Source organism: Mesorhizobium sp. M0761, assembly GCF_040320205.1.
In the GTDB taxonomy this organism is placed as follows: Bacteria; Pseudomonadota; Alphaproteobacteria; order Rhizobiales; family Rhizobiaceae; genus Mesorhizobium.
Map to the genome: position 1 here is coordinate 113,286 of NZ_JAMYPF010000006.1, position 19,453 is coordinate 132,738.

The 19,453-nt window shown below is 63.0% G+C and carries 16 protein-coding genes and 1 pseudogene; 13 read left to right on the forward strand and 4 right to left on the reverse strand.

Annotated features, from left to right (window positions below):
- The first annotated feature begins 32 nt into the window (after positions 1 to 32).
- Together alr and NKI32_RS12100 are read left to right on the forward strand one after the other, a co-directional pair.
- Positions 33 to 1,178, forward strand: a complete 1,146-nt coding sequence (alr, locus tag NKI32_RS12095; RefSeq protein ID WP_353002709.1) for an alanine racemase — start codon at positions 33 to 35, stop codon at positions 1,176 to 1,178.
- Between the two features lie 93 nt (positions 1,179 to 1,271).
- Entirely contained in the window at positions 1,272 to 2,528 is a 1,257-nt protein-coding gene (locus tag NKI32_RS12100) for a D-amino acid dehydrogenase (RefSeq protein WP_023693156.1), read from the forward strand.
- A gap of 103 nt (positions 2,529 to 2,631) precedes the next feature.
- On the opposite strand, the gene NKI32_RS12105 is transcribed toward NKI32_RS12100, so the two are convergent.
- From NKI32_RS12105 to NKI32_RS12115, 3 genes are all read right to left on the reverse strand, one after another.
- A complete protein-coding gene (locus NKI32_RS12105; RefSeq protein ID WP_353002711.1) occupies positions 2,632 to 4,785 on the reverse strand; it encodes a phospholipase D-like domain-containing protein in 2,154 nt (717 codons plus the stop codon).
- Positions 4,782 to 5,222, reverse strand: a complete 441-nt coding sequence (locus tag NKI32_RS12110; protein WP_023728660.1) for a phospholipase A2 family protein — start codon at positions 5,220 to 5,222, stop codon at positions 4,782 to 4,784. The genes NKI32_RS12105 and NKI32_RS12110 overlap by 4 nt, the downstream gene beginning before the upstream one ends.
- 123 nt (positions 5,223 to 5,345) lie before the next feature.
- On the reverse strand, positions 5,346 to 6,227 hold the full coding sequence (locus NKI32_RS12115; protein WP_023728659.1) for a LysR family transcriptional regulator: 882 nt from the start codon (positions 6,225 to 6,227) through the stop codon (positions 5,346 to 5,348).
- 364 nt (positions 6,228 to 6,591) lie between these two features.
- Here NKI32_RS12115 and NKI32_RS12120 point away from each other — a divergent pair, with 364 nt between their 5' ends.
- Both NKI32_RS12120 and NKI32_RS12125 read left to right on the forward strand, forming a co-directional pair.
- Positions 6,592 to 8,088 (forward strand): CoA-acylating methylmalonate-semialdehyde dehydrogenase, encoded by a 1,497-nt coding sequence (locus NKI32_RS12120; RefSeq protein ID WP_023728658.1) that lies wholly within the window; start codon positions 6,592 to 6,594, stop codon positions 8,086 to 8,088.
- A 203-nt stretch (positions 8,089 to 8,291) separates the two neighbouring features.
- Positions 8,292 to 8,591, forward strand: coding sequence for a hypothetical protein (locus NKI32_RS12125; protein ID WP_023728657.1), 300 nt, complete (start codon positions 8,292 to 8,294; stop codon positions 8,589 to 8,591).
- Between the two features lie 36 nt (positions 8,592 to 8,627).
- On the opposite strand, the gene NKI32_RS12130 is transcribed toward NKI32_RS12125, so the two are convergent.
- The gene (locus NKI32_RS12130; protein ID WP_502897942.1) at positions 8,628 to 9,317 is read right to left on the reverse strand and encodes a GntR family transcriptional regulator; all 690 of its coding nucleotides are present in this window, start codon (positions 9,315 to 9,317) and stop codon (positions 8,628 to 8,630) included.
- A gap of 69 nt (positions 9,318 to 9,386) precedes the next feature.
- Here NKI32_RS12130 and NKI32_RS12135 point away from each other — a divergent pair, with 69 nt between their 5' ends.
- From NKI32_RS12135 to NKI32_RS12175, 9 genes and pseudogenes are all read left to right on the forward strand, one after another.
- Complete coding sequence (locus tag NKI32_RS12135; protein ID WP_023744961.1) at positions 9,387 to 10,280, forward strand: dihydrodipicolinate synthase family protein; 894 nt, start codon at positions 9,387 to 9,389, stop codon at positions 10,278 to 10,280.
- Positions 10,281 to 10,331: 51 nt separating this feature from the next.
- Entirely contained in the window at positions 10,332 to 11,669 is a 1,338-nt protein-coding gene (locus NKI32_RS12140; protein WP_031197165.1) for an NAD(P)/FAD-dependent oxidoreductase, read from the forward strand.
- 13 nt (positions 11,670 to 11,682) lie between these two features.
- Positions 11,683 to 12,684 carry a 4-hydroxyproline epimerase gene (locus NKI32_RS12145; RefSeq protein WP_023829296.1) on the forward strand — a complete coding sequence of 334 codons (1,002 nt, stop codon included), beginning with the start codon at positions 11,683 to 11,685 and terminating at the stop codon, positions 12,682 to 12,684.
- Between the two features lie 461 nt (positions 12,685 to 13,145).
- Positions 13,146 to 14,048 (forward strand): branched-chain amino acid ABC transporter permease, encoded by a 903-nt coding sequence (locus NKI32_RS12150; RefSeq protein ID WP_023668715.1) that lies wholly within the window; start codon positions 13,146 to 13,148, stop codon positions 14,046 to 14,048.
- Between the two features lie 4 nt (positions 14,049 to 14,052).
- Positions 14,053 to 15,648 carry a high-affinity branched-chain amino acid ABC transporter permease LivM gene (gene livM / locus NKI32_RS12155; protein WP_023668716.1) on the forward strand — a complete coding sequence of 532 codons (1,596 nt, stop codon included), beginning with the start codon at positions 14,053 to 14,055 and terminating at the stop codon, positions 15,646 to 15,648.
- Positions 15,648 to 16,754 (forward strand): annotated as a pseudogene (locus NKI32_RS12160) (ABC transporter ATP-binding protein); the annotation flags it as partial. The gene livM and the pseudogene NKI32_RS12160, both read left to right, overlap by 1 nt.
- 20 nt (positions 16,755 to 16,774) lie before the next feature.
- The gene (locus NKI32_RS12165) at positions 16,775 to 17,503 is read left to right on the forward strand and encodes an ABC transporter ATP-binding protein (protein ID WP_023668718.1); all 729 of its coding nucleotides are present in this window, start codon (positions 16,775 to 16,777) and stop codon (positions 17,501 to 17,503) included.
- A 112-nt stretch (positions 17,504 to 17,615) separates the two neighbouring features.
- Positions 17,616 to 17,963, forward strand: a complete 348-nt coding sequence (locus NKI32_RS12170) for a DUF6867 family protein (RefSeq protein WP_023668719.1) — start codon at positions 17,616 to 17,618, stop codon at positions 17,961 to 17,963.
- Positions 17,964 to 18,100: 137 nt separating this feature from the next.
- Positions 18,101 to 19,222, forward strand: a complete 1,122-nt coding sequence (locus tag NKI32_RS12175; protein WP_023668720.1) for a branched-chain amino acid ABC transporter substrate-binding protein — start codon at positions 18,101 to 18,103, stop codon at positions 19,220 to 19,222.
- The last annotated feature ends 231 nt before the right edge of the window (positions 19,223 to 19,453 follow it).

A 19,453-nucleotide genomic window follows, 5' to 3' on the forward strand; every position in this document is an offset into this window, starting at 1 on the left:
GGGTTTGTTTCGTGCTCTGGTCAGGAGCGGGGATGAGCAGCGCCTCAGGGAAGTCATTGCATTCTGCACCGGAAGCCGGCTTGCAGCCGATCAGCGAAGCGGCGGCCGGCGCCATTCTCACCATCGATCTCGGCGCGGTCAGGGAGAATTACCGGCGGCTCAAGGCAAAGCTCGGCGGCGTGCGCTGCGCCGGCGTCGTCAAGGCCGACGGTTACGGGCTCGGCGCGCGGCAAGTGGCGGCGGCACTGGTTGCCGAAGGCTGCGACAGCTTCTTTGTCGCTCATCTCACCGAGGGTGTCGCGCTGCGCGACGCACTCGGACCGAAGCTGGAAATCCATGTGCTGAACGGCCTGCCGCCGGGCTCGGAACCCGAAGCGGTGGCCGCCGACCTTGTTCCCGTCATCAACAGCACCGGGCAACTGAAGGCGTGGAGCGAGGCAGGCCAAAAGGCCGGCCGCAAGCTCAAGGCCGCCATCCAGGTCGACAGCGGCATGTCGCGGCTGGGCATGGCGCCGGCAGAGGTCGAGGCGCTTTCGGCCGATGCTTTCGCCGGCGTCGATGTCGTCCTCGTCATGAGCCATCTGGCCCGCGCCGACGAACCGACCAATGCGGCCAATGACGCGCAACTTCGGGAATTCGAACGGCTGCGCAAAATGCTGCCCAGGGCGCCGGCGTCGCTCGACAATTCCTCCGGCATCTTTCTTGGGCCGCGCTATCAGTACGACCTCGCGCGTCCGGGCGCTGCGCTCTACGGCATCAATCCGACACCTGATGAGGCGAACCCGATGCTGCCGGTGGTGCGGCTCGAGGCAAAGATTATCCAGACACGCGGCATCGATAAGGGCGCGGGCGTCGGCTACGGACATGCGTTTCTGGCCAGTGGTCCCTTGCGAGCGGCCACTATCTCGCTCGGCTATGCCGATGGCTGGCACCGGCGCGCGGCTTCGGCTGCCTGGCTCGACGGCGTGCGGCTGCCCTTTGTCGGGCGGGTGTCGATGGATTCGATCATACTCGACATCTCGGCCCTGCCGGCCGGCCGGCTGCGCGAGGGCGACCTTGTCGAACTCCTGGGTCCCTCGCAGAGCGTCGATGACGCCGCCGGTCATGCCGGCACGATCGGTTATGAAATCCTGACCAGTCTCGGCCCCCGCTTCCACCGCCGCTATATCAACGAATAGAGCCGCGACACGCCGCCCCTTGGCGGACGCCGCAGAATCCGGCAGACAGGAGGCGGCGGCCCTCTGACGGAAGTCGTCGTGGAGAGTGATGCGATGAAGATCTTCGTGTTGGGCGGCGGCGTTATCGGGGTCACCACTGCCTATTATCTCGCTGAGGCCGGCCACGAGGTGACGGTGTTCGACCGCCAGAAAGGGCCGGCGCTGGAAACCAGCTTCGCCAATGCCGGCGAGATCTCGCCGGGCTATGCTTCGCCCTGGGCCGGCCCCGGCATTCCGCTGAAGGCAATCAAGTGGCTGTTGATGAAGCACGGCCCGCTGGTGGTGCGGCCGGCCTTCGATCCGTATATGTGGACATGGCTCATCAAGATGCTGCGCAATTGCACCGCGGATCGCTACGCCATCAACAAGGCGCGCATGGTGCCGCTCGCCGAATACAGCCGCGACACGCTGAAGGCGCTGCGCGAGGCGACCGGCATCGCTTATGATGAGCGGACCAAGGGCACGCTGCAGCTGTTTCGCACGCAAAAGCAGATCGACGGCACCGGCGGCGATGTCGAGGTGCTGAAGAAATATGGCGTTCCCTACGAGTTGCTCGATCCCGAAGGCTGCATTGGGGCCGAGCCGGCGCTGGCCGGCGTGCGGGAAAAGTTTGTCGGCGGGCTGAGATTGCCCGGCGACGAAACTGGCGACTGCAAGATGTTCACCGATCGGCTGGCCGAGCTCTGCGTGGCGCGCGGCGTCACGTTCGAGTACGGCACGCAGATCCGGCGCTTCTCCAAGAACCGCAATCGCATCGTCAGCGTCGGCACCGACCAGCGCTCGCGCGCGGCCGACGCTTATGTGCTGGCGCTGGGCAGCTATTCGGCACGCTTCATGCGCCTGCTCAGGCGCCCGATCCCGGTCTATCCGGTCAAGGGCTATTCGATCACCGTTCCGATCAAGGACGCGGTCGCCGCCCCGGTGTCGACGGTAATGGACGAAACCTACAAGGTGGCGATCACCAGGCTCGGCGACCGCATCCGCGTCGGCGGCACGGCGGAGATTTCCGGCTTCGATCTCAGGCTGCATGAATCGCGCCGGCGCACCCTCGAACATTCGGTCGGCGATCTGTTCCCGGATGGCGGCGACCTCAAGGCGGCGTCCTTCTGGTGCGGGCTGCGGCCGATGACGCCGGACGGGCCGCCGCTGGTCGGCCGCACCGAGTTCTCCAACCTCTATCTCAACACCGGGCACGGCACGCTTGGCTGGACCATGGCCTGCGGCTCGGCCAAGGTGCTGTCCGACATCATCTCCAGCAAGGTGCCTGATATCGATGTGCGGGAGCTGGGGCCGGAGCGGTATTTGAGGTAGGGGTGCTTTTTAAAGCTCGCGGGCCAGCACCCCCTCTGTCCTACCGGACAGAGGGGTGTAAAGGATCGCTACAGAACGGCATTCCTTCAGCGTCGCCAGCCCCTCAAAACGCCTCCTTCACCCAACCCTTCGAGAACAGCCATCGGTAGGCCCACGGTATCGTCACCTTGGTCGATACCGGGTTCGAATGGGCGACATAGTCGTCATAGACCGGCTGCATCCTGGCGTAGAAGGCAGGGTCGAGCACCGTCATGCCGTTCTCCAGATCGTGGAAGAAACTGCGGTTGTTGAGATTGACCGACGAGATCGTCACCAGCCTTTCGTCGATCATCATGATCTTGGAGTGCAGCACGACATCGGGCGCCTTGAATTCGCGGATGTTGATGCGGTCGCCATATCTCTCGACGAACAGCTTGTTGAGCGCGGTCAGCAGCTTGCCGCCAATATCGCCCTTGAGGTCGATGCGGCCGACAATGTCGATCCTGACGCCGCGCGCCAGCGCCCGCTCGATGGCCAGGCTGAGCTTCGGCGTCAGATTAAGGTAGGGATTGACGATCTCGATATGGTGCCGGGCAGTGTCGATCAGCTCGACGAAATAGGTCTCGAGCGCATGGTTGTCCTCGTAGGGCACGGAAATGAAATGGCGCACCGTGCCCGGCAGGCGCCGGCTGTCGGAGCGCACCGGAATGGAGAAGGGTCTTGCGATGTTGGTGTCGGCGTCGCGCAGCCACAATGTCGAGAGATGCGCGGCCAGCGTCTCGACCGTGGCCGGGTCGGCAAACTCGATGTCGAAATCGCTCCAGTTCGAATAGTAGTTGAGCGAGAGGCCGTCGGTCTTGCCGTATTGCTCGAGGTTCGGATAGCGCGACAGGTCGATCGGCTTGTGGAACAGGAAGCCGTCATGAATGTTGCGGCCGCCGATGATGACGCGCGAGCGGGCTGGATCCTCGGCAAGTGTCGCCAGCATCTTGACGTGATGGGTCTTGTGCAGCTGTGACAGTTGCTCGTCGACCGGCGCGCCGTGGTCGGCCCGCCAACGATATTCCTGCAACTCGACATTGGGATAATCGGCCGCCAGCCGGTGCAGCAGCGCATCGTCCTTGTCGCGCTCCAGCACGTCTGTGACCATGATGCGCACTTTGGTGCCGAGGGCTGCGTGATGGCGGATCAGCCGCTCGATGACGCGGCCGGAAAAATCGGCCTTGAACTCCAGCGACGACAGATAGACCAGCTTGAGTTTCGGCGCGCGCGAGAAATCGAGCGGCAGTTCGGGGTCGGCCTTGTCAAAGGCGCTGTCGGGTAAAGGCGCGCCGAGCAGCGCTTCGACCTTGGCGTTGAAGCCGTCGCGCGACTTGCGTAACAGGCGCGGTGACCCGAGCGGCAGCGAACAGCTCTGCGACAGCCAGCGGCCGGCGGAGAAGACGCGGGCGAGTTCATCCAGGCCGGATGGACCGGGCACTGGACAACGCTCGTAGCGGCTGTCGAGCGCGGCTATCGCCGGATAGGCAACCTCTTCGCGCAGGATGGTGAGCGGGGCGCCTGCCGGCGCCAGACTGGAGCTGAGCTTGAGACTGCAGCGGTTCAAACCATCGCTGGGGAACAGGCTGGCGGTTTGCCCGGCCGACAGGCGGAGGCGGAAGGCGGCACCGCTCGCCACGCTGCGCGAGCCACCGCCGGCGCGAATCGCCAGCGCCCCGTCGCAGGCGCCCGATATCTCAACCGGCTGCTTTCCCGCCTGGCGCATCACGATCTCGACCGAGCGCGCCTGCAGGCCGGAAAAGCTGAACGTCTTTGGCGCGGAGGGCCGCGCGGCGGCGTTGACATAGAGCGTCTGCCGCGACACGCGCCAACGGCCGTTGAAATGGCCTTCGCCGGCTGTGCCGCTCACTGCCGGCATCTGTTCGGCGGTAACCGGCTTCGCCAGCCGTTCCAGCGTCCGGTAGGTGGCCTGGAAATCGCGGTTGGCGATGGCGTGGCGGTCATGTCCGAACGGACCGGTGCCGTTCGCCCTGTCGATGGCCCCGATCTGGTTGTGGGCGAGCAGCGCCAGAAACTGCCTTTCATAGTCGCTGGCACCGGCATCGCCGAAAAACGCTGCTGCTGCAGTCTGCGGTTCGGGCGTGCCGGCCGATACCGACGGCCGGCCGCAATCCTTCGCATCGGGGAAGAAATCGCAGCTGTGCCGGATCGGGGCGGCGCAACCGGCAAGGGCCGCCAGCCCCAGCCCGGCCAAGGCCAGGCAGATGGCGCGGTTCATCCGGTCGCACCGTTCATCGTCTTCAGTTCAGCCGGATCGCGCGGCGGCAGGAAGCCATGCGGAAACACCTTGCAGACGGGAAGCGCGAAAGTGGCGATCAAAAGCTCGGCCTCGCCGCGCATCTTTTTCGGCGCTGTCTTGTCATCACGGATCGCCTTTGCCGAGGCGACGAGCGCGCCGTCGCAGTCGCAATGATTATGGCGCGCAATGTAGCAGGCGTCATGGATTTGGCAGGCGCTGTCGAGGCGATTGACAGGGCGAGCCGAGAGGTCGCCGGTGCGGGTGCCGGGACCGCAGTAATTGCCGAAGACGAAAGGCGACGGGCGGGCCATTGCGATACGGACCGGCTTGGGCAGTTCGGCTTCCGGAACTACGGTCCATGGATTGGCGCAGGCGGAAAGCGCGACAAGCGGCAAGATGGCGAGCACCGCTCGCATTTTGATCCGCACCAGCTTTGCAAAAAAGTGTCCCACCCGGCGCAGCCAATCCTTAATGATAGGCGACATCGCGCTTGTTGCCACACTGGCCGATTTTGTGGCGAGGGCAAGGCGGCGCGGCCATCAGACAAACAGCCCGCGCTCTCTCTCGACCGCCTTGGTGATGAAGTTGGCGACGATCTGCACGCGGCGCAGCGGTCGGACCGATTCATGATAGACCAGCCAGTAGGCGCGGCGGATCGGCGTCACGATGTCGACGGGGATCAGCTCCGGCATCGAGCGGGCGACAAAGGTGTGCAAGATGCCGATGCCAGCGCCCGAGCGCACCGCTTCGGCCTGGCCCAGCGCTGAGGAGATGGCGAAGCTGGTGCGCCAGTCCGGGCTGAACTCCGCCGCATAGTCGAGCGACGGGCTGACGATCAGGTCTGGGACATAGCCGATCAGCGTATGCTGGCCGAGTTCGGCAGCGGTCTCCGGTAAGCCGTGCGCCTGCGCATAGTCGCGCGAGGCAAACAGGCCGAGGGTGTAGTCGACCAGCTTTCCCGCCACCAGCCTGCCTTCGGTCGGCCGCTCGACGGTGATGGCGATGTCGGCCTCGCGCCGCGACAGCGAGAAGGAACGCGGCACCGGCACCAGCTGGATGGTGAGTTCGCGGTGCAGCGCGGTCAGCGCGCCAAGACGCGTGGCGAGGAATGCAACGCCAAACCCGTCGGGCGCGCCGATGCGCACGGTGCCTGAGATATCGTCGCCTTCGCCCGACACGGCGGAGCGCGCGGCGATCATGTCGGCTTCCATACGCTCGGCAATGTCGAGAAAGCGCTGGCCGGCCGGCGTCAGCTCGCTGCCGGTGGTAAGCCGGCGAAACAGTTTTGTGCGTAACGCATCCTCAAGCGCTGCGATGCGGCGCGAGACGGTGGCGTGATTGAGTTCCAGCCGCTTGGCGGCGCCAAGGATCTGCCCGGCGCGGGCCACGGCGAGGAAGATGCGGACGTCATCCCAGTTCATGGGGGTGGTCCGGGCTAGCGGCGAACGCGGCGTTCCCGCCCACCCCCCTCTGGCCTGCCGGCCATCTCCCCCGCAAGGAGGGAGATTGGCAGCTCCGCCACCTGCGTCTCTTTTGCTGCGTTGAAGATTTGCGAAGGCGGCGGCCACATCTGATCTCCCCCCTTGCGGGGGAGATGTCCGGCAGGACAGAGGGGGGTGTGACGGAGCGCAACCTTCGGGCCTTCAGCAATCTGTAATTTGCGGCAATTAATGCACACTCGTCCTCCGTTGTCTATTTCTTGCACAACGGTTGCGTTTCCCCTCGCGTTGCCTTCGCGCCTGCAAAGGCGTTGAATGCTTCATCACAAACTCAGGGAGAGAAACCATGATCGAATACGGTCATTTCATCGGCGGCAAGCATGTCGCCGGGACCAGCGGGCGCAAGCAGGACGTCATGCAGCCCATGGACGGCTCGGTGCGCGGCACGGTGGCGCTGGCTTCGCCGGCGGAACTGCGTGCGGCTGTCCTGAATGCCAAGGAAGCACAGATCAAATGGGCTGCGACCAACCCGCAGCGGCGTGTGCGCGTGCTGATGAAGTTTCTGGAACTGGTTGCCCGCGACTATGACGAACTGGCCGATCTCCTGGCGCGCGAGCACGGCAAGACCATTGCCGACGCCAAGGGCGACATCCAGCGCGGCCTCGAAGTCGTCGAAGTCTGCATCGGTGCGCCGCACATGATGAAGGGCGAGTTCACCGACGGCGCCGGCCCCGGCATCGATGTCTATTCGATGCGCCAGCCGCTTGGCGTCGTTGCCGGCATCACCCCGTTCAATTTCCCGGCCATGATCCCGCTGTGGAAGATTGCCCCGGCGCTGGCCTGCGGCAACGCCTTTATCCTGAAGCCTTCCGAGCGTGACCCTGGCGTGCCGATGCGCATCGCCGAACTGTTCCTCGAGGCTGGCCTGCCGGCTGGCGTCCTCAACGTCGTCAATGGCGACAAGGACGTCGTCGACGCCATCCTCGACGATCCTGATATCAAGGCTATCGGCTTTGTCGGCTCGACGCCGATCGCGCATTACATCTATTCGCGCGGCACGGCGGCGGGAAAACGCGTGCAGTGCTTTGGCGGCGCCAAGAACCACATGGTCATCATGCCCGACGCCGACATGGACCAGACCGTCGATGCGCTGATCGGCGCGGGCTACGGCTCGGCCGGCGAGCGCTGCATGGCGATCTCGGTTGCCGTTCCCGTCGGCAACGACACCGCTAACCGGCTGATGGAAAAGCTGATCCCGCGTGTCGAAAGCCTCAAAGTCGGCCCGTCGACGGATTCGTCCGCCGATTTCGGCCCGCTGATCACGGCGCAGGCATTGGAACGCGTCAAGGGTTATGTCGACACCGGCGTCAAGGAAGGCGCCAAGCTGGTCGTCGATGGCCGCGGCTTCTCCATGCAGGGCTACGAGGATGGCTACTATATGGGCGGCTGCCTGTTCGACAATGTGACCGCCGACATGCGCATCTACAAGGAAGAGATTTTTGGCCCGGTGCTGTCGGTGGTGCGTGCGCCGACCTATGAGAGCGCCATCAAGCTAGCCAACGATCATGAGATGGGCAATGGCGTCGCCATCTTCACCCGTGACGGTGATGCTGCTCGTGATTTTGCTTCGCGCGTCCAGGTCGGCATGGTCGGCATCAACGTGCCGATCCCGGTTCCGATCGCTTACTACACGTTCGGCGGCTGGAAGGCGTCGTCCTTCGGCGACCTCAACCAGCACGGCCCGGACGCGTTCCGCTTCTACACCAAGACCAAGACGGTGACCTCGCGCTGGCCCTCCGGCGTCAAGGACGGTGCCGAGTTCGTCATCCCGACGATGAACTGACCGGACGATTTCGAAGATCGGCAAGAAGGCCTGGGTTCAACGTCCTGGGCCTTTCTTTGTACGAAACCGACATTGGCCATCACGTTAAAGCGATGGAACCAAGAGCCTGTCATCTGCCTTAAATTGCATTCCTGCCGTGGTGCAGGCCATCAAAATAGCGCCGGTTGCAGCCGGGGTTCTCGTCTGGCGCAAGGAGGTGTCAGATGACACGACGTCTTGTGGCGGCGATGTTCTTTGCGGTGTTCGCGATGTCCGGCATCGCCCAGGCCAAAGCCGATCAATGCGCGGCGCGGACCGACCTGGTCAAGGCGCTCGGCGAGAAGTTCCACGAAAGCCAAGCCGCACGTGGCCTGGTGAACCCGAATGTGGTGCTTGAGATCTTCGTCTCCGACCAGGGCACCTGGACCATCCTGGCCACCGACACACGCGGCCAAAGCTGCATCATCACGGCTGGCGAAGGCTGGGACGGGGCGGCTATGGCAGCAGTCTTGCCGGGCACCTGATAAAGACCGGTCGGAAGTCTGGAGCAGAGACGGAGTTCAGCGTGTGGCGGCCACTTCGGCATGGCCGCGCAGCAGTGCCATAAGGCGTTTGGCGTCCTTGGCGGCAGCCTCTTCGTCACCGGCCAGGATCGAGCGGATTAGCGCGACGTGGTGTTCGGCCGATTCGGCCAGTCCTGTGTCGGCCTTGTAGCGGAACCAGAAGCGGCGGCTGTGGGTCTGCAGGGGCGCGGCCAGACGGGCCGCAAACGGGTTGTCGGCGGCCATCGCCAAGGCCTCGTCGAGCGCCTTGTCGGCCTGGATGAAGGCCAGCACATTGCCCGAGATGACGGCCTTCTGCATGGCAAGGGCTGCCTCATGAAACAGGTCGGCGGCCTCACGGGTGACGAAGCGGGCGGCCGAGCGCGCCAGCACCACCTCGACACCGCGCCTGGCATCCAGCACGCGCAGCCAGTCGCCGGGATGCAGCGGGGCAATGGCGATGCCGGCGCGTGGCCTGACATCCAGCAGTCCTTCCCAGGCGAGGCGCTGGATCGCTTCGCGCACCGGCGTGCGTCCTAGCGCCAGCTTTTCGATCAGCGCGCCTTCCGTCAAGAAGCTCGCCGGCGCCAGTTCCAGCGTCACGATCATATGCTCGAGTACATGGTAGGCCTTGGCGGCGGCCGGCTCGGGGTATGCTGTCTCACTGAATATCAAAGGTGGGCTCCTGATATATCTTCCATATATCACAACGGATTCCGCATTGACAGCCGGTTTTCCAACAGATATACGCCTGATATATCAGATGGAGAGACGATCATGTGGACCGGAGTTTTCCCCGCCGTCACGACCAAATTCACCGAAGACGGCCGCCTCGACCATGCCGAAATGGAGCGCTGCTTTGCGTTGCAGATGGAGGCAGGCTGCGACGGTATCATCGTCTGCGGTTCGCTCGGCGAAGGGCCGATGCTGTCGCATGACGAGAAGATCGAGGTGCTGAAGACTGCCCAGAAAGTTGCCGGCAGCAAGCCGGTTCTGCTGACGGTCAACGAGGCAGGCACCCGGGAGGCGGCGAGCATCGCAAAGCGCGCGAGCCGGGAAGGCGCCAACGGGCTGATGGTGGTGCCGAGCCCGATCTATCACACCAACCCGGAAGAGACGGTCGCCGCCTTGCGCGCCGTCGCTCAGGCCGGCGACCTGCCGGTGATGATCTACTCCAACCGCCTCGCCTACCGCGTCGACGTTACCGTCGGCCAGATGGAAGAACTGGCCGCCGACAAGCGCTTCGTCGCCATCAAGGAGTCCTCCGACGACATCCGCCGCTCGACAGAGATCATCAACCGCTTCGGCGACCGCTACGATCTGTTCACCGGCGTCGACAATCTCGCCTTCGAGGCGCTGTCGGTGGGCGCCATCGGCTGGGTGGCGGGTCTGGTCGTCGCCTTCCCGCGCGAGACAGTCGCCATCTACCAGTTGATGAAGCAGGGCCGCCGCGAGGAGGCGCTTTCGATCTATCGCTGGTTCCGGCCGCTGCTCGATCTCGATGTCTCGACCTATCTGGTCCAAAACATCAAGCTTGCCGAAGTGCTCGCGATCGACACAAATGACCGCGTGCGCATGCCGCGCCAGCCGCTGTCGGGCGAGCGCCGCAAAGCGGTCGAGAAGATCGTCAAGGACGCGCTGGCGGTACGGCCGAAGCTGCCGCAGTTCTGAAGGCTTTCTTCTCCCCGTGCACGTGCACGGGGAGAAGATGGCGGCAGCCAGATGAGGGGCAGCGCCGACGTGCAAGGAAATTCCAGGGACACAGAGGAGGGCCGCCGCCCCTCATCCGCCCTTAGGGCCCCTTCTCCCCGTGAACGGGGAGAGAGGGTAGATATCGCCATTGTCGGTGGCGGCATTGTCGGCATCTGCGCGGCGGCCATGCTGGCCGAGGCCGGGCGCAGCGTCACGGTCTTCGACCGCACCGGCATCTGCAAGGAGACGAGCTCCGGCAATGCCGCCGCCTTCGCCTTCTCCGACGTGCTGCCGCTGGCGCATAAGGGCATGATGCGGCACTTGCCGAAATGGCTTGCCGATCCGCTCGGGCCACTCAGCATCCCGCCGGCCTACTTGCCGAAGCTGTTGCCTTGGCTGTTGCGCTTCTGGCGCGCTGGCGCACCAGAAAAATATGAGGCGAGCCTTGCTGCTCAGGCAGGCATGATGAAGCTCGCCGAGGCTGAATGGATGGGCCTGCTCGACCGTTCCGGCACGCGGCTGATGCTGCGCGAGGACGGCTCGCTGGAGCTTTATGAAAGCGAGGCCGAATTTCAGGCCGGGCTGCCGGGCTGGGCGGCGCGCGAGCGCTTCGGCATCGGCTTTCGCCATGTCGAAGGCGACGAACTGGCGCGGCTGCAGCCGGGACTGTCGCCGCGCTTCATCAAGGGCACCTTCGTGCCGGGCTGGAAGACCGTCGCCGATCCGAAACTGCTCGGCAAGGGGGTGTGGGCCTATGCCGAAAGGCTGGGCGCGCGTTTCGAAAAGGCGCGCATAGAGCGCGTCGCCGCCAATCCTGATGGCGCGACGCTGACGCTGACGGACGGCACGACCAGGCAGGCAAGACATCTTGTCGTGGCCGCCGGGGCATGGTCGCATCTGCTGACGAAGGCGCTTGGCGACACCATCCCGCTCGAAACCGAGCGCGGCTACAACACGACACTGCCGAAGACCGCTTTCGACGTGCAGCGGATGCTGATCTTTTCCGGCCATGGCTTCGTCATCACGCCACTCGAGACGGGCTTGCGCGTCGGCGGCGCCGTCGAGTTGGGCGGTCTCGACCGGCCGCCGAATTTTGCGCGCTCGAAGGCCATGCTGGAAAAAGCCAGACAGTTCCTTCCGGGGCTGGACGCGTCAGGCGGCCGCGAGTGGATGGGCTATCGCCCGTCGCTGCCGGATTCGCTGCCGGTGATCGGCACGGCGCGAACCGCGCCCAACGTTGTCTACGCCTTCGGCCATGGCCATCTCGGCCTGACCCAGGCGGCGGCCACCGGCCGCTTGATCCGCAATCTTGTTCTCGGGCAAACTTCGCCGATCGATCTTGCTCCCTTCAGCCCGCAACGGTTTTGAGTTCGAGGAAATCATGGCCAAAAAATCCTTCTTTTGCATCGACGGCCATACCTGCGGCAATCCGGTGCGGCTGGTCGCCGGCGGCGGCCCTTTGCTTCAGGGGTCGACGATGATGGAGCGGCGGGCGCATTTCCTGGCGGAGTATGACTGGATCCGCACCGGGCTGATGTTCGAGCCGCGCGGCCACGATGTCATGTCGGGCTCGATCCTCTATCCGCCGACGCGCGAGGATTGCGACATAGCCATCCTGTTCATCGAGACGTCGGGCTGCCTGCCGATGTGCGGCCACGGCACGATCGGCACGGTGACGATGGCCATCGAACATGGGCTGATCAAGCCGAAGACACCCGGCGTGCTCCGGCTCGACACACCGGCCGGGCTGGTTATCGCCGAATACAAACAAGTCGGCGACTATGTCGAGGAGGTGCGCATCACGAATGTGCCGTCCTTCCTTTATGCCGAGGGACTGACGGTCGACTGCCCGCAGCTTGGCGAGATCACTGTCGATGTCGCCTATGGCGGCAATTTCTACGCAATCGTCGAGCCGCAGGCGAATTTTCGCGACATCGCTGATTATTCCGCCAGCGATTTCATCGCCTGGAGCCCCGTGGTGCGGCAGCGGCTCAACGAGAAGTACTCGTTCGTGCATCCGGAAAACCCCGGCATCAACCGGCTGTCCCACATGCTGTGGACGGGCAAGCCGACGGTAGCGGGCGCGGATGCGCGCAACGCCGTCTTCTATGGCGACAAGGCCATCGACCGTTCACCTTGCGGCACCGGCACCTCGGCGCGCATGGCGCAGCTTCATGCCAAGGGAAAGCTCAAGGCAGGCGACAGCTTCGTCCATGAATCGATCATCGGTTCGCTGTTCGAGGGCAAGGTCGAAAAGGACGTCACCGTCGCCGGCAAGCCGGCCATCATTCCCTCGATCGGCGGCTGGGCGCGGATGACCGGCCTGAACACCATCTTCATCGACGACCGCGATCCGTTCGCGCACGGTTTTGTGGTTAAGTGATACGGTAGGCTGCCGATCATCCACCGAGACCCAAGACTTGGACCCAGAGCGGGACCTCTTGGCGAAACCAGTCAGCGAAAGGTTAGCGCGTTGGGCGAGGCATCCACCGCCATAGTCGGGAAGTAACCCATGTTGCAGCTGGTCAGTACGGAATGTGGCTAAAAAACGAAGCCCGCCAACAACGCAAAGATTCGTCTCATCACCTAATTTTGACCGGGATTTCTTCGAAATGAGGTCGCTGGTCCGGCTGAATCGTCAAAGACATTGCGTTATGCCAATGATAGGGTCCGCGATAGTCCAGGGGTCGGGAGCAAAAAAACGGGCAATCGGAAGGCGTGCCGGCAAAACACGCTCGACGTTTGAAAAATCACGTTGCAATCCGGGCTCGAAACTTTACGACTAGGGGAAATACGAAAAGGAATGCGTCTGCATGGGCGACATTCCAGGGGAGCCATGTACACATGCAGTACTTTGTCCAGCAGCTTATCAATGGGCTGACGCTGGGATCGATCTATGGGCTGATCGCAATCGGCTACACGATGGTCTACGGCATCATCGGCATGATCAACTTCGCCCACGGCGACATTTTCATGGTCGGGGCATTCGCCGCCCTCGTCGTCTTCCTCATCCTCGGCTCCTTGTTCTATTCGGTGCCGGTCGTCCTGGCGCTGCTGATCATGATGATCGTGGCGATGCTGCTCACCAGCCTCTACAACTGGACGATCGAGAAGGTGGCGTACCGGCCGCTGCGCGGTTCGTTCCGGCTGGCGCCGCTGATCACCGCCATCGGCATGTCGATCGCGCTGTCGAACTTCATCCAGGTGACGCAGGGCCCGCGCAACAAGCCGATCCCGCCGATGGTCAGCCAGGTCTACAACATCAACGGCATCAGCGTGTCGCTGAAGCAGATCATCATCGTCGTCGTCACCGCCCTGCTGCTGGCGCTGTTCTGGTACCTGGTCAACAGGACTTCCCTCGGCCGGGCGCAAAGGGCGTGCGAGCAGGACCGCAAGATGGCGGCGCTGCTCGGTGTCGATGTCGACCGTACGATCTCGATCACCTTTATCATGGGTGCAGCGCTTGCGGCCGTCGCGGGCACGTTGTTCCTGATGTATTACGGCGTCATCGCCTTTTCCGACGGCTTTGTGCCGGGGGTCAAGGCCTTCACCGCGGCCGTTCTCGGCGGCATCGGGTCTCTGCCGGGCGCGGTGCTTGGCGGGCTTTTGATCGGCTTCATCGAGAGCATGTGGTCGGCGTATTTCTCGATCGACTACAAGGACGTCGCGGCGTTCTCGATCCTGGCGATCGTGCTGATCTTCCTGCCTTCCGGCATTTTGGGCCGGCCAGAAGTCGAAAAGGTCTGAGACAATGGCGGTTTCCGTATCCTCGGAGCGCGACACCGTCGCCTCCCCCGTGCAGCGTGCATTGCGCGAAGCGTTCTATGCCGGCGCCATCTCGCTGGGGTTGTTCATTCTCTTCATCGGCCTGAAGACCGACCAGAACATAAGCAACCAGCTGATCCTGGTGCAGCGCTGGTTGCTGCTCATCACCGTGGTCGTGCTGACCATGCTTGGCCGCTTCTTCTACATTGCATATGGCCAGCCGTTCATGGCCAATCAGAAGATCACCAATGTCGCCACCGGCCTGTTGCCGGCGAGCGTCGCGTCGCGCTTCTTCCTGCTTCCGGCCTTCATCGTCGCCGTCGTGCTGGCGGTTGTCCTGGTTGCGTTCGGCAGCGCCCTGCCGGTGTTGGTGGGACCCGATCTGGCCGGCTACCTTCAGTTCCTGCGCGCATTGGCCGTCATTTACGCGCTCGCTTGCGTGATCTTCTATTTCCGCTCCTTCATCCACGCCAATTTCACCAAGCTCGGGATTGCGGCGCTGGTGCTATACCCGATCCTCGTCGTCGTGGTGCTGTCGATCTACGCGTGGTCGATAACCGGCGGCCTGCAGGGCTCGTTGAAGTGGGTCGACAATTTCGGCATCCAGATCCTGATCTATGTGATGCTGGCCTGGGGGCTGAACATCGTCGTCGGCCTCGCCGGCCTGCTCGATCTCGGCTACGTCGCCTTTTACGCGGTCGGCGCCTATGCCTATGCGTTGCTGGGCTCGCAATACGGCCTGTCGTTCTGGATCCTGCTGCCCGCCGCCGGCGCCATGGCCGCCTTCTGGGGCGTTATGCTCGGCTTTCCGGTGCTCAGGCTTCGTGGCGATTACCTGGCGATCGTGACCCTGGCGTTCGGCGAGATCATCCGCCTGGTGCTGATCAACTGGCGTGAAGTCACCAACGGCTCGGCCGGCATCTCCGGCATCCCGAAGGTCACCTTCTTCGGCCTGATGACGTTTAATTCGACCGACCCGAACTACATCGGCAAGGTGCTGCACATTGCCCAGTCGAGCGCCTACTACAAGATCTTCCTCTACTATCTGATTCTCGGGCTGGCGCTGCTGACCGCCTTCGTCACCATCAGGCTCAGGCGCATGCCTGTCGGCCGCGCCTGGGAGGCGCTGCGCGAGGACGAGATTGCCTGCCGCTCGCTTGGCATCAACACCACCACCACCAAGCTCACCGCCTTTGCCACCGGCGCCATGTTCGGCGGTTTTGCCGGCGCCTTCTTCGCCGCACGGCAAGGCTTCGTCAGCCCTGAATCCTTCGTCTTCCTGGAATCGGCGATCATCCTGGCCATCGTGGTGCTCGGCGGCATGGGCTCGCTGGTCGGCATCGCGGTCGCCGCGCTGGTGATGATCGGCGGCACCGAGGCACTGCGCGAACTCGATTTCCTGAAAAGTGTCTTCGGAAAAGATTTCACGCCGGAGCTTTACCGCATGCTTTTGTTCGGCATGGCGATGGTCATCGTCATGCTGTGGAAGCCGCGCGGCTTTGTCGGCAGCCGTGAACCGACGGCCTTCCTCAGTGAACGAAAAGCGGTCTCCTCCTCCTTCACCAAGGAAGGGCACGGCTGATGAGCGCGACCTCCATTCAGAAGACCAATCCGGGTATGAAAGACGCCATCCTCCAGGTCGAGCATCTTTCGATGAAGTTCGGCGGCCTGATCGCCATCGGCGATCTGTCGTTCCAGGCCAAGCGCGGCGAGATTACCGCTCTGATCGGACCCAATGGCGCCGGCAAGACCACCGTCTTCAATTGCATCACCGGCTTCTACAAGCCGTCGGAAGGCATGATTACGCTCAACCGGGCCGACGGCTCGAGCTTCCTGCTCGAACGGCTGCCCAATCATGAGATCCCGGCGCGCGCCAAGGTGGCGCGCACCTTCCAGAACATCCGCCTGTTCTCGGGCATGACGCTGCTGGAGAATCTGCTGGTTGCCCAGCACAACAAGCTGATGAAGGCATCCGGCTATACGATCCTGGGCCTGTTCGGGATCGGCGGCTACCGCAGGGCCTCGGCTGAATCGGTGGAGCTTGCCAAGCACTGGCTGGAGAAGGCCGACCTTGTCGATCGCGCCGACGATCCGGCCGGCGACCTGCCCTATGGCGCGCAGCGGCGCCTCGAGATTGCGCGCGCCATGTGCACAGGGCCCGAACTTCTGTGCCTCGACGAGCCTGCGGCCGGTCTCAATCCGAAGGAGTCGGCTGCGCTGAATTCGCTGCTGATGGACATCAAGAGCAGTACCTCGATCCTGCTGATCGAACATGACATGTCGGTGGTCATGCAGATTTCCGACCATGTCGTGGTGCTTGAATATGGCCGCAAGATTTCCGACGGCAGCCCGCAATCGGTGCGTACCGACCCGCGCGTCATCGCCGCCTATCTCGGCGTCGACGACGAGGAGGTCGAGACGGTGCTGACCGAGGTCGGCGATGAAGACGTCATCGAGCAGCTGGACATCGGGCCGGATTCGGCTCACGGACCAGGCACATCGTCTTCCTATCTCGCCGGCCCGGTAAGCGACACGATCGGCCACAGCCAGGGCGAGCGGGTCACAGTGTCGAAGGGAGCTTCAAAGGCCACCCAATACGATACAAGAGCCAACTCCGCGCCAAGAGCACCGTCCGAGCGTCTAACGGCCAAGTCCAAGCCGGCGGCCACCAAATCCCCGACAGGCAAGCCGCGCGGAGGGCGTAAGTGATGGCCGAGACAACGCTGCTCGACATCAAGGGCGTCGAGACCTACTACGGCAACATCAAGGCGCTGAACGGCGTCGATGTCCACGTCAACCAGGGCGAGATCGTCGCGCTGATCGGTGCGAACGGTGCCGGCAAGTCGACGCTGATGATGACCATCTTCGGTGCGCCGCGCGCTCGTGCCGGCTCAATCACTTTCGCCGGCACCGACATCACCCAGATGCCGACGCACGAGATCGCCCGCATGCGCATTGCGCAGTCGCCGGAAGGCAGGCGCATTTTCCCGCGCATGACGGTGATGGAAAACCTGCAGATGGGCGCCGGTCTCGACAATCTCAAGCACTATGACGAAGATGCTGAGAAGGTGTTCGCGCTGTTCCCGCGCCTCAAGGAGCGCATTGCCCAGCGCGGCGGCACGCTGTCGGGCGGTGAGCAGCAGATGCTGTCGATCGGACGTGCGCTGATGGCGCGGCCTAAGCTGCTGTTGCTCGACGAGCCGTCGCTGGGTCTGGCGCCGCTGATCGTCAAGCAGATCTTCGATGCCATCCGCGAGCTGAACCGCACGCAAGGGCTGACCGTGTTCCTGGTCGAGCAGAACGCCTTCGGCGCGCTCAAACTCGCCACGCGCGGCTATGTCATGGTCAACGGCAACGTGACCATGAGCGGCACAGGCAAGGAATTGCTCGCCAATCCGGAAGTGCGGGCGGCCTATCTCGAAGGCGGCCATCACTGATTTTGGAGCGGAATGTATGCATACGGTATTCCGCTCCAACTTGTTTGTTTGTCGCATGACCTTTGTCCGAAAAGTCTGCAACTTTTCGGGATCATGCTAGGGAGTCTTCATCATGCAAGGCATTCTTCACGAGGAACCTTCCATCTGGCAGTTCTTCTTCGTCACCTGTCTGCTCGGCGGCTGGGCGGCATGGATGACCGGCAAGGCCAGCGCCCAGACATGGCGCAGCCTGCCGGCGCTGTTCGCCTATCTGCTGGGTCTCGGCATAGGCATCAGGTTCATCCATCATGCCTTGTTCGGCGGCACGATGTTTTCGCTGCAATACTATGTCGTGGACACAATCGTGCTCATGATATTGGGATTTGTCGGCTATCAATACACGCGTACGAACCAGATGGTGACGCAGTATAATTGGCTTTACGAACGGGCTTCGATCTTAAGCTGGAAACCGAAAGGTTGACGTTCATCATTAACGCCGTTCCGGGGATGAATCGGCGTGACAAGGGCCTGAAAATCGGCAAAGTACGCTTTCTGCGATAAGGGTGGGCATCGCATGAAAGTTTCATCCACGCCCACCTCGTAAATGGGAGCGTTTAAATGAAGAAATCACTTTTGTCCGCCGTTGCCCTGACCGCGCTTGTCGCGTTCGGTGGCAATGCATGGGCTGACGTTATCGTCGGCGTCGCAGGTCCGATCACCGGTCCGAATGCGGCCTTCGGTGCGCAGCTGCAGAAGGGTGCGGAAGCGGCCGTTGCCGACATCAACGCAGCAGGCGGCATGAACGGCGAGCAGATCAAGCTCGAAGTCGGCGACGACGTCTCGGATCCGAAGCAGGGCATTTCGGTCGGCAACAAGTTCGTCGGCGACGGCGTGAAATTCGTGATCGGCCACTTCAACTCGGGCGTCTCGATCCCGGTTTCGCAGGAAGTCTACGTCGACAACAACATCGTCGAAGTGACGCCTGCGGCGACCAACCCGAAATTCACCGAGCGCGGCCTGTGGAACGTGTTCCGCACCTGCGGACGCGATGACCAGCAGGGCGGCATCGCCGGCGGCTATATCGCGACCAACTTCAAGGACGCCAAGGTTGCCGTCATCCACGACAAGACCCCCTATGGTCAGGGCCTTGCCGACGAGACCAAGAAGGCGATGAACGCAGCCGGCCTGACCGAAGTCATGTACGAAGGCGTCAATGTCGGCGACAAGGACTTCTCGGCGCTGATTGCCAAGATGAAGGACGCCGGTGTTACCCTGATCTATTGGGGCGGCCTGCATACCGAAGCCGGCCTGATCATCCGCCAGTCGGCGGACCAGGGCCTCAAGGCTACCTTGATGTCGGGCGACGGCATCGTCACCGACGAGCTGGCTGCGATCGCCGGCGATGCGGTTATCGGCACGCTCAACACCTTCGGTCCCGATCCGCGCCTGATCCCCGAGAACAAGGCACTGGTCGAGAAGTTCCGCGCTCAGGGCTTCGAGCCGGAAGCCTACACTCTCTACTCCTACGCCGCCATGCAGGTGATCGCCGAGGCTGCTGCCGTGGCCAAGTCGAACGACCCCGTGGAAGTGGCCAAGGCGCTGCACGAGAAGGGCCCGTTCAAGACCGTTCTGGGCGATCTCGCCTATGACGCGAAGGGCGATCCGAAGCTCCCGGGCTACATCATGTACGAATGGAAGAAGGGTCCGGACGGCAAGATCTCCTGGTTCCCGAAGTCGTAATTCGGGACACAGCTCTATGGAATGCCCGGCGCTCGCGCCGGGCATTTTTCTTTGGTGACAGGGCGCAGCGAGGGTGGCTGGATAAGCCGCTAGCCGGGGTCGAATTTGTGCGGGCACGACAATTAGCGTCACCTCGCGACGCCAATCGCACGCAGCTTTTCGAGCAGAGGTGCTAGAATCCATTTAAATCGGTTTAATCTCTCCCCGATTTTGGTTGCACTGCAGCATTTT